This is a genomic window from Streptomyces sp. NPDC002701 (assembly GCF_042889045.1).
Lineage (GTDB): Bacteria > Actinomycetota > Actinomycetes > Streptomycetales > Streptomycetaceae > Streptomyces.
The window spans coordinates 342219-360127 of the sequence record NZ_JBIAQL010000004.1 but is presented as its reverse complement, the minus strand read 5'-3'; the positions used below and the strand labels follow the sequence as shown (position 1 = coordinate 360127).

At 74.9% G+C, this 17909-nt stretch carries 2 protein-coding genes; both read left to right on the top strand.

Translation table 11 applies throughout. The features are described from left to right. The first annotated feature begins 98 nt into the window (after positions 1-98). Positions 99-10859, top strand: coding sequence for an amino acid adenylation domain-containing protein (locus tag ACFYXC_RS14140; RefSeq protein ID WP_389550847.1), 10761 nt, complete (start codon positions 99-101; stop codon positions 10857-10859). Positions 10860-10893: 34 nt separating this feature from the next. After that, positions 10894-17907 carry an amino acid adenylation domain-containing protein gene (locus tag ACFYXC_RS14135; protein WP_389550845.1) on the top strand — a complete coding sequence of 2338 codons (7014 nt, stop codon included), beginning with the start codon at positions 10894-10896 and terminating at the stop codon, positions 17905-17907. The last annotated feature ends 2 nt before the right edge of the window (positions 17908-17909 follow it).

Here is a 17909-nt window from a genome sequence, read left to right as displayed (position 1 = left end):
GCAGGGTGTATTTCCGCCTCGCCCTTTCGATGACTGTAGGAGAACGGTTTCGGACCGCGGCTCGGCGGTCCTTTAGCAGCCGGACCGGAAGGCGTTGAATGCGCGGACGAGGCGCGGGGGAAATCCTGCTGGGTGACCTGTTCGACGCACAGGCCGCGCGGACTCCGGACATGATCGCGGTGCGGCACGGAGCGTCGCCCCTCACCTTCGCCGAACTCGCGGACCGGGTGGGCCGGCTCACCGCACGCCTCGTGCGGCGCGGCACCCGCCCGGAGACACCGGTCGGTCTGTGTGTCGAACGCGGCGTGGACATGGTCGTCGGCCTGTTCGCGATCGTACGGGCCGGCGGCGTACTGGTCCCGCTGGACCCCCGCCATCCGGACGAGCGGCTGCGCCTCCTGCTCGACCACTGCTCCGCCTCCTCGGTGCTCACTCACCGCGAACTGGCCCACCGGACGGCCACGAGCGGGGCCGAGTCGGTGTTCGTGGACGCCGGGGCGCCCACCGACACCGAGCCCACACCTCAGGGTGCCGGGACACCGGCGCCGCGTGCCGGCGCTCCCGCCACCGCCGGCCGGGTCGCGCACCGGCCGCTCCCGCTGAGCGCCGCCTGTCTGACGTACACGTCCCGCTCCGTGGCAACCCCCGAAGCCCTCACGGTCACGCACGGGGGACTGGCCCACCTGTTCCACCACCACCGTGCCGAGGTCATCGACCCGGCGACGCGGGACGCCGGGGAGCGGCGGCTGCGCGTGGCGCACACCGCGCCCCTGTCGTCCGACGCCTTCTGGGCGCCGCTGCTGTGGCTGCTCGCCGGGCACGAGGTGCACATCGTCGATGACGACACCCACGAGGATGTCGCGGCCATGCTCGCGTACATCGAACGCCACCGGATCGACGTCCTGGACGAGGATCCCTCCCATCTGCGACGCCTGCTGGGGGAGGGCCTGCTGGACGAGGGCCGCCGGCACAGGCCCTCGGTGATCACTGGCGGGGGCGAGGCGCTCGACAGCGAGCTGTACGAGACCCTCGCCGCCACGCCCGGCGTCCGGTGCCACAGCCGCCACGGTCCGGCCGGGACCACCGTCGACGCATCGGTCCAGCCGGTACGTCCCGGTGAACGGCCGCTTGTGGGCCGGGCCGCCGGTGGCCGCGTCCGGGTGCTGGACGGCGCCCTGCGGCCCGTCCCGGCCGGGACACCCGGCGAACTCTGCCTCGCGGGACCGGGACTGGCCCGCGGCTACCACGGCCGACCCGGCCTGACCGCGGCCCGCTTCGTCGCCGACCCCTGCGGTCCCGCCGGGGCCCGGCTGTACCGGACCGGTGACCTGGTCCGGGAACGCGCGGACGGCCGGACGGAGTTCCTGGGGCGGCTCGCCGACCAGGCGCAGATCCGGGGAGCGTGCGGCGAGCCGCGTACGACCGACGCGGCGCCGACGAGCCGCCCCGACCCGACGGACGCCGCGGTCGGTGTGACCGGCCCCGGAGAGGGGGAGCGGCCCATCGAGGCGCTTGCCCGCGACCGCCCGCTGCCGCTCTCCGCGGCACAGCAACGCCTGTGGTTCCTCGACCAGTTCCAGCCGGGCGGCACCGAGTACGGCACGGCCAAGGGCTTCCGGCTGCGCGGCGAACTGGACCTCGGGGCGCTGCGCACGGCGCTCGACGCGCTGGTGGTGCGCCACGAGCCGTTGCGCACCACGTTCGACACGGTGGACGGTCGGGGCGTCCAGATCGTCGGCCCGCCCTACACCGTCCCCGTCGAGCCGGTGGACCTGACCGGGCTGCCGGACGCGGAGCGGTCCGCGGGGACCGACCGGGTGCTGCGCGCGGAACTGGAGCACTCATTCGACCTCCGGCGCGGCCCGCTGCTGCGGGTGCTGCTGGTGCGCCTGGCCGCCGAGGACCACCTGCTCGTCATCCACCAGCACCACATCGTGACCGACGGGTGGTCGATCGGTGTGCTCGCCGGGGACCTGGGGGCGCTGTACTCCGCCGCGGTGCGCGGCGAGCGGCCGCACCTGCCGCCGCTGCCGGTGCAGTACGCGGACTTCGCGGCGTGGCAGCACGAACGGCTGGCCGGCCCCGCCCTGGACGGTGCTCTCGCCTACTGGCGGCGGCAGCTCGCCGGGATGAGCCCGGCCGAGCTGCCGACGGACCGGCCGCGCACCGCCGTACGCACCCGTCCGGGCGCGCTGCACCGCTTCACCGTCCCGGCCCCGCTGACCGCGCGGCTGACCGAGGTGGGGCGCTCGTGCGGCGCGACGCCGTTCATGGTCCTGGCCGCAGCCGTCCAGGTGCTGCTCGCCCGCTACGGCGGACAGCGCGATGTGGCGCTGGGCACGGTCACCTCCGGCCGCGACCGGGCCGAACTGGAAGGACTGGCCGGGTTCTTCGTCAACACGGTCGTGCTGCGCTCCGACGTCGAGGGCACGCTCTCCTTCACGGAGTTCCTGGGCCGGGTGCGGACGACGGTCCTGGAGGCGTTCGCCCACGACGCGCTCCCGTACGACCGGCTGGTGGACGCGGTCCGCCCCGAGCGGGACGCCAGCCGTTCCCCGCTGTTCCAGCTCGCGCTGGTGCTGCAGAACGCGCCTCGGCGGCCGTTGCGGATGGCGGGCCTGCGCACCGAGGAGACGGCGCTGCCCAGCACGTCCGCGCTGTTCGACGTCACCCTGGAACTGGAGCCGCGGGACGGGGCCCTGGCCGCGACGATCGAGTACAACACCGATCTCTTCGCACCGCGGACCCCCGCCCGACTGGCCGGCCACCTGCTCGTCCTGCTGGAGGGGATCGCGGCCGACCCGGGACGCAGACTGTCCCGGCTGCCGCTGCTGACCGCGGCCGAGCTGTCCCGGCTGTCCCGCTGGAGCGAGGCTCCCGCCACCGCCACCGCTGCGGCCGTAGGCACCGTCTGTGACCTCGTCGCCGAACAGGCCCGGCGGCGGCCCGGTGCGACGGCGCTGACGGCCGGGGCGCGGACGCTGACCTACGGCCGGCTCCTGAGCCGCGCCGACGAGGTCGCCGCCCGGCTGACCGCGCGCGGCATCGGACCGGGCGCCGTGGTCGGAGTGTGCTTGGAGCGCGGCGTCAGCCTGGTGGTGGCGCTGCTGGGCATCCTGCGGGCGGGTGCGGCGTACCTGCCGCTGGACCCGCAGTACCCGGCCGAGCGGCTGACGTTCCTGCTCACCGACTCGGCGGTCGCCCTGGTGCTCACCGAGGACCGGCTCCGTCACGCACTGCCCGCGGGCGCCGCGGAACTGGTGGATGTCGACGCCGTATCCGGCCCGCCCGCCCCGGACGACGAGGGCACGGACGACACGGACCCTACGGACCCGCAGGGTACGCAGAGCTTGCAGGGCCCGGGACCGCGCGACCTCGTGTACGTCATGTACACCTCCGGCTCCTCCGGCGAACCCAAGGGCGTACTGGTCGAGCACCGGTCGGTGGTACGGCTGTGCCGGGCGCAGGAGGTGCGGCCCGGCCCGCGGGACGTGCTGGCGCTGACGTCCTCGGTCTCCTTCGACGCCGCCACGTACGAGATATGGGGCGCGCTCGCGAACGGCGCCCGGCTGGCGATCGCCCCGCCGGGTGTGCTGTCCGTGCACGAGCTGGGGCAGTTCCTCGCCACCGAGGGCGTGACGTCGCTCTGGCTGACCGCGGGCCTGTTCGAGGAGGTGGTGGACACCGACCCGGAGGTGCTCGGCGGACTGCGGCGGCTGATCGCCGGGGGCGACGTGCTCTCACCCGCCCACTGCGACCGGGTGCTGCGGGCGCTGCCGGGTCTGGAACTGGTCAACGGCTACGGACCGACCGAGGGCACCACCTTCACCACCTGCCACCGCTTCGACCCCCATGGGCCCGTCACCTCCGCACCCATCGGGCGGCCGATCCGGGGAACGCGCTGTCACGTCGTGGACGAAGCGTTCCGCCCGGTCCCGGTGGGCGTGCCAGGTGAACTGCTCATCGGCGGCGAGGGCCTGAGCCGCGGCTACCTCGGCCGGCCGGGGCTGACCGCCGCACGGTTCGTCGCCGACCCGTTCTCCGGCCGTGGAGGCGAGCGGCTGTACCGCACCGGGGACCTGGTGAGGTGGCGGACCACCGGTGAGCTGGAGTTCCTCGGCCGGCTGGACGACCAGGTGAAGATCAGGGGGTTCCGCGTCGAGGTCGGCGAGGTGGAGGCGGCCCTGACCCGCCACCCGGACGTGGGCGAGGCCACCGTGGTGGCACGCACCGACGTCGGCCACAGACGTCTGGTGGCGTACGTGACCGCGCGGCGCACCCCGGCGCCGACGCCGGCCGCACTGCGCACCCACCTGGAGGGCGTACTCCCCGGATACCTGGTGCCCACCGGCTACGTGGTGCTGGACCGCATGCCGCTGACCGCACACGGAAAGGTCGACCGCCGGGCCCTGCCGCCGCCCCGGACTCCCGAGCGGGGCCACATCGCGCCGCGCACCCCGGCCGAGCGGACACTGAGCCGGGTGTGGGCCGAGGTGCTCGGAGTCGCGCGGATCGGCGTCGAGGACAACTTCTTCGACCTGGGCGGCGACTCCATCCTCTCCATCCAGGTGGTGGCCAGGGCGCGGGCGGCGGGGCTGCGGCTCACCTCGAAGGACATCTTCCTGCGGCAGACGGTGGCCCGCCTCGCCGCCGCCGTCACCCCTCAGGCGCGCCCGGCGCCCGAGACGCCCGCGCAGGCGGGGCCCGTACCGCTGACCCCGGTCCAGCGATGGTTCCTCGACGGCGCCGCGGTCTCCGGACACTTCAACCAGTGGCTGGTGGCCGAACTGGCCCCCGACGTGCGGGTGGAAGCGCTGCGTGCCGCCGTCTCGGCGGTGGCGCAGCGGCACGACGCCTGGCGGCTGCGGTTCGAGAAGGTGGCCGGAAGCTGGCGCCAGCACACGGCGACGGACGACGACGGCCTCGTGTTCCGCCACACCGACCTGTCCGGCCTGGACCCCTCCGCCCAGGAGGCCGCCGTCGCCGCGGCCATGGCACAGGCCCAGAGCGAAGTGAGCCCGGACACCGGCCCGCTGGCCCACGCCGTGCTCCTCACCCTGGGGCCGGAGCGCGGGTCGCGGCTCTTCCTCACGGCGCACCACCTCGTGGTGGACGGCGTGTCCTGGCGCGTCCTGCTGGCCGAACTGGACACCGCCCACCGGCAGGCCGCGGTCGGCGCCCCCGTCGACCTCGGCCCGCGCACCACGTCGTTCCAGGAGTGGGCCCGGCGGCTGAACGACCACACGGCGGCCGGCGGCTTCGACGGCGAGACCGGTCACTGGACCGAGGTGACCCGGGCGATTCGCCCGGAGCTGCCCACCGACCGCACGGGCCGCAACACCGCGGCCGCGGAGCGGTCGGTGACCGTGACGCTGGATCGCGCGCACACCGAGGCGCTGCTGCGTACCGTTCCCGGCACCTACCGCACCCAGGTCAACGATGTCCTGCTGAGCGCGCTGGCCGTGGTCACGGCCCGGTGGACCGGGGGCCCGGAGGTGTCCCTCACCTTGGAGGGCCACGGCAGGGAGGAGGTGCTTCCCGGCGCGGACACCGACCTGTCCGCCACGGTCGGCTGGTTCACCTCCCTGTTCCCCGTGGTCCTGCGCCTGCCCGGCACACCCGACTGGGGCCAAGTGATCAAATCGGTGAAGGAACAGCTGCGCGCCGTGCCGAACCGGGGCGTCGGGTACGGCGCGTTGCGCCGGCTCGGCCCCGCGGACACCCGCCGCGCGCTGGCCGCGGCCGAGCCGCCGGTGAGCTTCAACTACCTGGGCCGGTTCGGCACCGACACCGTGCCGGGCGGCCTCTTCCACCGCTCGCCCGGCCGCATCGGCCTCTTCCGGGACGGCCCGCGGGGCGACCGTGAGCGGCTGCTCGACGTCACCGCCGCGGTCATCGACGGCGTACTGGAGTTCACCTGGTCCTACTGCGCCGACCTGCACCGGGAACGTACGGTCCGCGAGCTGGCGGACGGTGTGCTGAGCGCCCTGGAAGAGATCGTCACGCACTGCGCGCAACCGGGATTCGGTGGTGCGACCCCGTCCGACTTCCCGCTCGCGGAACTCGACCAGGCGGAGGTGGACCGGCTGGTGGGCGACGGCACCTCGGTCCTGGACCTGTATCCGCTGACCTCCATGCAGAGCGGAATGCTGTTCCACAGCCTGTCCGAGCCCGGTGTCTACCTCGAACAGGTGCATATCGTCCTCGACGCGGTGCCCGACCCGGCCGCCCTGGCCCGGGCCTGGCAGCGGACCGTCGACCGGACCCCCGAACTGCGGACCTGCGTCGTCTGGACGGACGGGGGGCGACCGCTCCAGGCGGTCCACCGGCAGGCCGTCCTGCCGGTCACCCACCACGACTGGAGGACGCTGTCGCCGGCCGAGGAGGCCGGCCGGCTGCGCGGACTGCTGGCGGCCGACCGCGCGAGGGCCCTCGACCTCACCGCGCCGCCGCCGGCGCGCCTCACCCTGATCCGGCTCCGGCAGGATCGGGTGCGGCTCGTGTGGACCTTCCACCACCTGCTGCTGGACGGCTGGAGCGTCTCCCAGGTCCTGTCCGACGTCCTCACGCGCCACGCGGCGCCCGGCACCGAGCTCCCGTCGCGGCCGCCGTTCCGCGACCACGTGCGATGGCTGGCCGAGCAGGACGCGGAGCGCGCGGCCGGCCACTGGCGTGCGGTCCTGAGCGGTCTGCGCGCACCCACCGCACTGCCCTTCGACCGGCCGCCGGCCCGCTCCCACCGGGCCCGGGCGACCGCGGCCGTGGACGTCCGCCTGCCGGCCGCCGACTCCACCGCGCTGCACGCCTTCGCCCGGCGGCAGCGCCTGACGCCGGCCACGGTCGTCCAGGGGATGTGGGCGGTGCTGCTCTCCCAGTACGGCGGCGGACACGACGTGTGCTTCGGAGCGACGGTGTCCGGGCGCCCGCCGGACGTCCCCGGGATCGAGTCGATGGTGGGGATGTTCATCAACACCGTGCCCGTCCGGGTGGCGACGGACCCGGCGGCCGAACTGGTGCCGTGGCTGCGGGCACTGCAGAACGGCCGCATCGAGGCGCAGCCCCACGACCATGTGCCGTTGACCGGGCTGCGGTCCTTCGGCGAGGTGCCCGCGGACACGAACCTCTTCGACAGCATCGTGGTGTTCGAGAACTACCCGATCGCCCCTGTCCTCGCCGCGCACGGCGTCACCCCGGCCGGGCTCGACGCGGTCGAAGTGACCAACTACCCCCTCAACGCCGTGGTCTTCGCCGACGAGGAGCTGTCGGTGCGGCTGACGTACGACCCGGCGCTCTTCGACGAGGACACGCCCCGGGCGATGGCCCGTCACCTCCTCGCGCTCCTGGCCGACGTGCCCGCCGATCCGCTGCGCACCCTCGGGTCGCTGCCGCGTCCGGACGGCACCGGGGACCGCCCGGCGCCCGGTCTCGCCGTTCCGGGACACCGCCCCGGGCCGGTGCCCTACGCCGCGCCGCGTACCCGCGCCGAGCGGGACCTGGCCCGGATCTGGGCGCGGGTGCTGCGCCTGGAACGGGTCGGCGTCCACGACGACTTCTTCGTGCTGGGCGGCGACTCGATCCTCTGTCTGCAGATCACCTCGCGCATCCGGGCCGCTCTCGGCGTCGACGTCTCCCCCCGGGCCCTGTTCGACCACCCGACGGTCGCCCGCCTCGCGCGGGCGCTGCCCGGCTCTGCCCAGGATCGCGGCGCCGAGGACGACATGCCCCTCCTCGCGTCGCGCGCGCCCGGGGCCGGGGAACGGACACGCGAGGCACCCCTGTCCTTCGGCCAGCGGCGGCTGTGGTTCCTGCACGGTCTGGCACCGCACGCCGCCGACTACAACTCCGCGCTGTCGCTGCGGCTTCGCGGCCCGCTCGACCCGGGAGCGCTGGCCGAGGCGCTGACGGCGATCACCGAGCGGCACGAGATCCTGCGGACCACCGTCACCGACGCGGGCACCCAGGTCGTACGCCCGAACCGGCCGTCGACGCTCCGCCCGACGGACCTGTCCGCGCTCTCGGAGGCGGAACGCGACGCGGCCCTCGACCGCGTCCTGCGTGCCGAGACCGTCAGGCCGTTCGACCTGCGCCGCGGTCCGCTGCTGCGGGCCGCACTGCTGCGCCTGGCGCACGACGACCACGTCCTGCACCTGGGGATGCACCACATCGTCTGCGACGGCTGGTCGATGGGCGTGCTCGTCGAGGAACTGGACGCCTGCTACCGCGCGGCCGTGCGGGGAAGGGGCCTCGAACTGCCGCCGCTGCCCGCCCAGTACGCCGACTTCGCCGACTGGCAGCGGCGCCGCCGTGCCGCCCCTGCCGCCGCGGACCACCTCGCGCACTGGCGCCGTACGCTGGCCGGCGTACCGGCGCTGGACCTGCCCACCGACCGGCCGCGCCCCGCGGTCAGGACCGCGACCGGCCGACATCGGCACTTCGAGGTCCCCGCCGCACTCACCGAGCGGCTGCGCGCACTCGGCGCCGGGCACGACACGACGCTGTTCACCGTGCTGGTCACCGCCGTCCAGGTGGTGCTCGCCCGGCACTGCGCCCAGGACGACATCGCGGTCGGTACGGCCGTCGCCGGGCGCGACCGGCCGGAGTTCGAGCGCCTCGTCGGGTTCTTCGTGAACACGGTCGTGCTCCGCAGCCGCGTGGACGAACGACTCTCCTTCGCCGAACTGCTCGGCCGGGTGCGCGCGGTGGTGCTGGCGGCGTTCGAGCACGCCGAGACCCCGTTCGAGCAGGTCGTGGAGGCGCTCGACGTGGAACGGGACGCCGGCCGCACCCCTTTGGTCCAGGTGATGGTCGTGCTGCAGAACACCCCGCGGGTGGTGCCCGCGCTGTCCGGGCTGCGGGTGTCGGAGGTGGAGACGGACAGCCCGGCCGCCCCGTTCGACCTCACCTTCGACTTCCGTGAGCTGTCCGGCGCGCTCGCGGGCGACCTCTGCTACAACGCGGATCTGTTCGACGCCGCCACCGCCGACCGGCTCACCCGCCACCTGCTCGCGCTGCTCGACGCGGCGGCGACCGCGCCCGGCCGCGCGCTGCTCCGCTTCCCGCTGCTCGACGCCCACGAGCGGCGCGAGACCGACGAGGTGAGCGCCGGCCCCGCCGCCCGCCCGCCCGGTGCCACGGTCACGGAGCTCTTCGACGCCGTGGTCCGGCGCCACCCGGGAGCGCCCGCCGTCCGGGCGGCCGGCCAGTCGGTGTCGTACCACGAGCTGAACCGCGAGGCCGACCGGCTCGCGGCCCGGCTGGCAGCCCTGGGTGTGCGCCGGGGCGAGCGGGTCTGCGTCGTCCTGCCGCCCGGCGTGCGCGCCGTCACCGCGTTCGTCGCGCTGGCGAAGGCGGGAGCCGCGTACATCGCCGTGGAGCCGGACGTGGCACCGCGGCGACTGCGGGCCGTCGTGGACGACTGCGGCGCCGCGGCGGTGCTCACCGGCGACACCGTCCTGCCCGCCGCGTCGGCGCCACCCCGGGCGCGGCCGGGACCCGACGACCCGCTGGTGTGCGTCTACACCTCGGGCTCCACCGGACACCCCAAGGGCGTGGTCCTCACCCACGCGGCGGTGCTGAACCTGCTGTCCTGGTCCGACACCGCCTTCGGCCTCGGCGTGGGCGACCGGTGCGGCCAGGTCGCCGACCTGTCCTTCGACGCGTCCGTGTGGGAGGTGTGGTCGGCGCTGTGCCGGGGGGCCTGCCTGTGCGTCGCCGAACCGCACCTGCGGCGCGACCCGCGCGCGCTCGGCCGGTGGGTCGCGGCCGAGGAACTGGTCTCCTGCTTCCTCCCGACCGCTCTCGGGGAGCGGCTGTTCGCCGAGCGGGCGCTGGACGGCGCCGAGCGGCTGCGCCACGTCCTGCTCGGCGGCGAGCGCCTCACCCGGCTGCCCGCCCGTCCGGTGCCGTACCGGGTGCTCAACGGGTACGGGCCCAGCGAGGCGACCGTCTTCGCCACCTGCTTCGACGCCACCGACTGGCCGGCCGGTGAGCGCGGCGGGTGGGCGCCGCCGCCGATCGGCCGACCGCTGCCGGGCGTGCGGGCGTACGTCCTGGATGGCCGGCTGCGCCCGGTGCCGCCCGGCGTCACCGGTGAGCTGTACCTCGGCGGGCACGGTGTCGCACAGGGCTACCTCGACGCGCCCCGGACGACCGCGGAGCGTTTCCTCGCCGACCCGTTCGCGCCGTCGCCCGGTGCGCGGATGTACCGCACCGGCGATCTGGCCCGCCGCACCGCCGACGGCCTCCTGGAGTTCCGCGGCCGCACCGACCGCCAGATAAAGGTGGCGGGCACCCGGGTGGAACTCGACGGCGTGGAACATCTGCTGGCCCGGCACGAGAGCGTCGCCGAGGCGGCCGTGACCGCGGGCGACGACACGGACGGCCGCCCGCGACTGCGCGCCCACGTGACGGCGGCATGGCCCGGGACGGACCCCGGCGAGCTGCGTGACTGGCTGCGCCGCCACCTCCCGGCGGCCGCGGTACCCACCCTGATCACCGTTCTGGACGCCCTGCCCCGCACCCCCGCGGGCAAGACCGACCGCCGGGCCCTGGCCGCACGCCCCGAACCGGCGGCGGACCCGGTCGTACGCCGGGCGCCGCGCACCCGGACGGAACGCGCGGTCGAACGGCACTGGGCGGGCCTGCTCGGGCGGCACGCCTTCGACGTGCGGGAGAAGTTCTTCGACGCCGGGGGATCCTCCCTGGCCCTGATGGACCTGAGGTCCCGGCTGGAGCGCCTGTGCGGGCAGGAACTGCCGGTGGCCCTGCTCTTCGAGCACCCCACCATCGAGGCGATGGCGCGCCTGGTGGACGAGCGGCGCGGGAAGAAACCCCGCCCCGAGACCCGCCACGACCTGTGAGACGACTGTCCGCGCGAGCGACCGGGAGATGGGTGTGCAGCACCACGAGGTGGCGATCATCGGAGCCGCGGGCCTGTTCCCCGGCGCCGCCGACCTGACGGAGTTCCACCACCGCCTGCGCACGGGCTACGACGGCATCGGAGAGCCGGACCCGGACCGGGTGCGCCACACCGGCGGCGTTCCCGGCGCGTCCTACCTGGCCATGGGCTACCTGGACCGGGTCGACCTCTTCGACCACGCGTTCTTCGGTGTCTCCCGGCGCGAGGCCGAGCTGATGGACCCGCACCAGAGACTCGCCCTGCACCTGGCGCACCGGGCGGTGGAGCACGCCGGCTACGCCCCGGGACGGCTGCGCGGGTCCCGGACCGCCGTGGTCCTGGCCGAGGCCGAACCCACGTACGAGAGCCTGGTGCCCAAGGACGATCCCCAGCACATCCTCGGCACGCTGTCCGCCGCGATCTCCGCCCGGGTGTCCTACCTGCTCGACCTCGCCGGGCCCTCACTGGTCGTGGACACCGCGTGCAGCAGCGCGCTCGCCGCCGTCGCGCAGGCGGTGCGGATGCTGCGCTGCGGGGACGCCGACCTCGCGCTCGCCGGCGGCGTCAGCGTCCAGACGGCGCTGACGCCGAGACAGGGCCGCGAGACGCTGCGCGGTGTGGAGTCCCCGACCGGGACCTGCCGGCCCTTCGACGCGCGCGCCGACGGCACCGTCGGTGGCGAGGGCGGCGGCATCGTACTGCTCAAGCCGCTGTCCACGGCGCTCGCCGACCGCGACACGGTACTGGGCGTGCTGAAGGGCGTCGCGGTCAACCACAACGGCTACCGGGCGGCCAGCATGGGTGCGCCGAGCCAGGCCGCGCAGGCCGAGGTGATCGCCGAGGCATGGCGTGACGCGCGCGTCGAGGCGCGCTCCATCGGCTACGTGGAGTGCCACGGGTCGGCCACACCGCTCGGCGACGTCGTGGAGGTCGAGGCGCTGCGGCAGGCATTCGCCGACGAGGACGTGCACACCCCGGGATGCGTGATCGGCTCGGTGAAGGGCGACATCGGGCACCTGGGCAACGCGGCGGGCATGGCCGGCCTGCTGAAGGCACTGGGCAGCGTCCGGCACGGGGTGATCTACCCCTCGGCACACTTCGCCGAGGCCAATCCGCTGATCGACTTCCGGGGGCCGGTGCGTGTCGATCCCGCCGGCGGGGCGTGGCCCGCCGGCGCCACTCCGCGGCGGGCCGGGGTGAGTTCGTTCGGGCTGACCGGGACCAACGTCCACGCCGTACTGGAGCAGCCGCCCGAGCAGCCCGTCGACGACCGCCCGCCCGCGGTCGCCGAGCTGGTCACCGTCTCGGCGAAGTCGGCGTCCGCCCTCGACCGCCGGCGCCGGAGCCTGGCGGACTTCGCGGAGACGACCGGACACTCCCTGCGCGCCGTGGCACACACCCTGAACCGGGGCCGGGACGACCACCCCTTCCGGCTGGCGTGCGCCGCGGCGGACGTGACGGAACTCGCCCGCGCCCTGCGGTCCGCAGCCGTGCCGGACGACACGCAGGCGGTCCCGGAACGCAGGGTCGTCCTGGTGTTCTCCGCCGACGCCGTGATCGACGAGAGCGCCTGGGCGCGGCTCGCCGCCGAAGAACCCGCGCTGCACGTGGCGCAGGACGGGCCGGACGCCGCCGGTACCGGACCGCGGGGCCTGCTGCTCCTGCGCCGGCTCGCCCTGCACCGGCTGCTCACCTCCTGGGGGGTGAGCGACCCCCACTTCGTCGGGTCCGGCGACGGCACCCTGGCCGTGCGCGCCGCCCAGGGCGAGCTGTCCGCCCGCGAAGCCGCCCTCGCGGCAGCCGCCGCCCCACCGCCCGACCCACTCGACCCGGCCCGGCTGAGCCAGGTGGCACAGGGTTTCCGGCGCGACGGGGCCGTCCTCGTCGAGATGGCCGCCGACGGCGTCCTCACCCGCGAGATCCGCCGCGTCGCGCCCGACCTGCCGGTGATCACCCTCCTCGACGGCGAAGGCCGCCGCGGGCTGCTCACCCGCCTCGGGAGCGTCTACACCGCGGGTGCCACCCTCGACTGGGAACGCCACTACGCCACTACGGGCGCGGGCCCCGCCTCCCGGCCCGTCCCGCGTGTGGAGGCGCCCACCTACCCCTTCGAACCGGTGCGCTGCTGGGTGCGGCAACCGCAGGAGTCGCCGGCCCGTGCGAGCACCCCCGCGGAGCTGACGCGGCCCGTCGGCCCGCCGACCGCCGACGTCCCCGCGCAACCGGGCGTCCCCGCGCAGCCGGTCGTCGTCGCGGCGTGGGAGGAGGTGCTGGGGGCCACCGGTGTACGCCCCGACTCCGACTACTTCGCCCTGGGCGGCACGTCCATCGCCGGGATCAGCGTGCTGCGGCGGCTGGAACGGGACCTCGGCGTGGAACTGACCTTCGCCGACCTCTACGCCCACCGCACCGTCGCCGGCCTCGCCCAGCGCGTCGAAGAGCTGCGCTCCCGCGGCGGCGCCCCACGCACCGACCGGTCCGTCACGCCCCTTGCGCGCGGCGGGCGGCTCCCGCTCTCCTTCGGTCAGGAACAGCTCTGGTACCTGGACCGGCTCCATCCCGCCAGCCCGCTCTACAACATCCCGGCCGACCTGCGGCTGCGCGGCCCGCTCGACGTCGCCGCGCTGCGCGGCGCGCTGCGCGACCTCAGCGCCCGGCACGAGGTCCTGCGCACCTGCGTGCGCGACGACGACGGCGAACCCTACGTCCACGTGCTGCCCGAAGGCCCGGACCTGCCGCTGACCGACCTCGGCGCGCTCCCCCCGGCCCGCCGCGAGGAAGAAGCCCGCCGCCTCGCCGTGACCGAAGCCCTGCGGCCCTTCGACCTGGCCGCGGGACCACTGCTGCGGACCACGCTGCTGCGCCTGGCCGACGACGACCACGTACTGCTGTACACGTACCACCACATCGTCTTCGACGGCTGGTCGCCGGCGGTGTTCTTCCGCGACCTCTTCGAGCTCTACCGCGCCCGGCGCACCGGACACCCCGCGGACCTGCCCGAACTGCCCTTCCAGTACGCCGACTTCGCCGGGTGGCAGCGCTCCTGGCTGACCGGACACCGGCTGGAGGCATCCCTCGCCTTCTGGCGCGAGCAGCTCGCGGGACTGCGCACCGACCCGCTGCCGCTGGACCGGCCGCGCCCCGCCGCGCAGGACTTCGAGGGCGACCTGGTGGAGTTCACCATCGGCGCCGAAGCGGCCACCGCCGTACGGGCGTACAGCCGCGCCCAGGGCGTCACCACGTTCGTCACCATGCTGGCTCTCGTGGACGTCCTGCTCCACCGCTGGACGGGCAGCGACGACATCGTCGTCGGCGTCGGCACCTCGGGACGGGTCGACCCCGCGACGCACGACCTGATCGGCTACTTCAACAACCTGCCGCCCTTCCGTACGCAGCTCGGCGGCGATCTCACGTTCACCGACGTGGTGCGCCGGTGCGCGGAGACCGTCGCCGGGGTCCTCGACCACGAGGACACGCCGTTCGAGAAGATCGTGTCCGCGGTGTGCCGGACCCGCGAACCCGGCCGCCACCCGCTCTACGACGTCGCCTACACGTACCAGAACGCCCCCGCCCCGGCCCACGTACCGGCCGACCTGGAGGTCACCCTCCTGCTCGACCGGGACATCGCGGGCATCGCCCCCGGCACCGCCAAGTTCGACCTCACCTTCGGCGTCACCGACCAGGACGACGGCCCGATGCACGCCTACGTGGAGTACGCGGTAGCGCTGTTCGACCGCGAGACCGTACGTGGGCTCACCGACTGGCTGCCCGCGCTGCTCGCCGCCGCGATGCGGGCCCCCGGGCGGCGGGTGGCCGACCTGCCGCCGATGCCCGCGCGCGCCGTCCCGCGGCCCTCCGTCCTCACCGGCGCCCCGCCCACCGCCCAGGACGGCCCGCTCGTGCACGAGGAGGTGGCCGCCCGCGCCGCGGAGCGCCCCGACCATCCGGCGGTCGTCGCCCACGGGCGCGTGCACACCTACCGGGAGGTCGACGCGATGGCCGGCCGGCTGGCCCGCCGGCTCGTCGCGGCCGGGGTGGGAACGCACAGCACGGTGCCGGTCGTCGCCGGTCGGGGCGTCGACCTGGTGGTGGGCTGGCTCGCCGTGGCCAGGGCGGGCGGCGCGTTCGTCCTGGTCGACCCGCACTGGCCGCGCCCGCGGATCGAGGACGTGCTCGCCGACCTGGAGGCCACCGGCAGCGGCGGCGCCCCGGTGATCCTCGGTGACCTGGCGGGGCGGCCGTGCACGCCGATCGACCTGACGGACCCCGGCCCGGGCGACGAGGAGGACCGGCCCCGGCGGTCCGGCCCGCGCGACCTCGCCTACATCGCCTACACCTCGGGTTCCACCGGCCGGCCGCACGGCTGCGAGATCGAGCACCGCAACCTGACGACCCTGGTGCGCTGGTACCAGGACGAACTGCACCTGACCGCGGACGACCGGGTGCTGCAGATCGCGGCGCCGGGTTTCGACATCACGGTGCTGGAGGTGTGGTCGGCCCTGTCCCGCGGCGCCACGCTGCACTTCGCCCCGGATCCGCTGGAGGAGCCCGGCACGTACCTGCGCCGGCTCGCCGACCACCGCATCACGGCGGCCTTCCTGCCGACCCAGCTCGCCGAGATCGTGCTGAGCGAGGGGCGGTGGCCGCCGGACCTGCACCTGCGGGTGATGGCGACCGGCGGCGACCGGCTGCGCGTACACCCGCCGCCCGGCCTCCCGTTCCGGCTGGTGAACATGTACGGGCCCACCGAGTGCACGGTCGTCTCCACCGCCGGTGAGATCGGCCCGGCCGCCGGCGCGGACCGTGTGCCCTCCATCGGTGGGCCGGTCACCGCGACGTCCGTCAGCCTGCTGGACCCGTCGGGGCGGCCGGTCCCGGCCGGTGAGACCGGGGAGATCACCGTCGGGGGAGCCGCGGTCGGCCGTGGCTACCGCGGACTGCCGGGGCTCACCGCGGCCCGGTTCGTCGCCGACCCGCACGCCACCCGACCGGGCGCGCGCCGGTACCGGACCGGTGATCTGGGACGGCTGCGCCCGGACGGCACGGTGGAGTTCACCGGCCGGCTCGACGACCAGGCGGAGATCGGCGGCCGGCGGGTCGAGCCCGCCGAGGCCGAACGGGTCCTGCTCGCCCACCCGGCGGTCCGCGAGGCCGCGGTCGTGGACGTGATGGCGCCGAGCGGATCCACCCGGCTGGTCGCCCACGTGGCGGCCGAGGCGCCCGTACCCGCCGAGGAAGAACTGCTCGGCCGGATGGCACGAGCGCTGCCCTCGTTCATGGTGCCCAGTGCGGTCGTACCGCACGACCGCCTGCCACGGACCGCAACCGGCAAACTCGACCGCAGGAGACTGAGGGAGATGGCCATGTCGACCACCGCACCGGGCACCCCCACCGCGCCGACGCCCGCCGCAACCGTCGTCGTCACGTCACCGGCGACCGGCGAATCCGCGGCCCGCGCCGCGGACGTCCTCGTGCGGATCGTCGCCGAACTGCTGGTGGTGGACGAGGTCCGCCCTGACGACAACTTCTTCCAGCTGGGCGGCGACTCCGTCCTCGGCGTGCGGGTCGCCGCCCGCGCCGCCAAGGCGGGGGTGCACTTCACCCCCCAGCAGCTGCTGCAGCACCACACCCTGCGGGAACTCGCGGCTGCCGCGACCGTGGACCCGCCCGAGCCGCCGCCCCAGGACACCGAGGCGATGGTCCAGGCCCCCGTCGCGCGGCCGGCCGACCCTCCGCGCCTGACCCCCATCATGCGTGGCTTCCTCGAACGGATGCCCCCCGGTGCACCGGACTTCCTGGAGGTCCACTCACTGGAGACCACGACCCGCATCAGCGGCGACATCATGCGCGCGGCCGTCGAGCACCTCCTCGCCCGGCACGAGACGCTGCGCTACCGCTTCCGCCGCAACGGCCTGGGCTGGCGCGTCGAGTGCGCCGAACCGGGCGCCTTCGACGTCTTCGACGTCCAGGTGCTGCCCGCCCTCGACGAGAGCGAGGAGCGCGAGTACCTGGCGGCCGACCTGGACCAGTTGAGGTCGCTGATCGACCTCGAACGTGGTCCGGCGCTGCGCGTGCGCTACTACGACCGCGGCCACGGCCGAGGCGGCCGGCTCGTCCTCGTCATCCACCACTTCGTCTTCGACAACGTCGCCACCGTCGTCCTCATCGACGACCTGGACGCCGCGCTCGCCGAACTGCTCGCCGGACGGCCGCTGCCCCCGCCACAGCCGTCACGGACCTGGCGGGAGTGGTCACAGCACCTCCAGGACATGGCGGACTGCGACGAACTGGCCGGGGAACTGGCCTACTGGACCAGCACACTGCGCTCCGGCGCCGCCCTCCTCACCGACCCGCCGCCACCGCGCCACGGCCCCGGAGGCGTCGCCCGCCGGCGCCTTCCCCCGGACCAGGTGGCTCCCGTACTCAAGGGCGGCCCGGAGGCGGATGAGGCGGCGATGTGTGCCTTCGCCTGCGCGCTGGCCCGCTGGTCCGGCACCACCGGCGCGTACGTCATGACGGAAGGGGCGGCGACCCCGAACGTCTACCGGCCCGCCGGCCGGTCACCGGCGATCGGCTGGTTCACCAGCGTGCACCCGCTGATGCTGCCGGTCGACCCCACGGCGAGCGTCCGGGACAACCTGCCCGCGATCACCGACCGCGTCCGATCCGTCCCCAACGACGGTGTCGGCTACGGGATCCTGCGCCATCTGACCCCCGCCGCGCCGGCGATCGCAGCGCTGCGCGCGCTGCCCGAACCCGAGGTACTGGTCATCCATGGCACCCACGACGGATCGGCGTTCGACACAGGTGTGACGTTCCTGCGCAACCGCCGCGACGGGTTCGCCCGCGCCCCCGAGCGGATGCCCGAGGCGTTCCCCCTGGTCCTGACCACCACGCTCACCCAGGGAGAGCTGCAACTGATCCTCCTGTACGACGGCCGCCACACCGAACAGGAAGCCGAGGCACTCGCCGACGAGGGCGCCCGCGCCTTCGCGGAACTGGCCGAGTGAGC

What these genes read in the sequence shown, in the direction of transcription:
- ACFYXC_RS14140 (WP_389550847.1), top strand. Translation starts at nt 99, where the DNA reads ATGCGCGGACGAGGCGCGGGGGAAATCCTGCTGGGTGACCTGTTCGAC.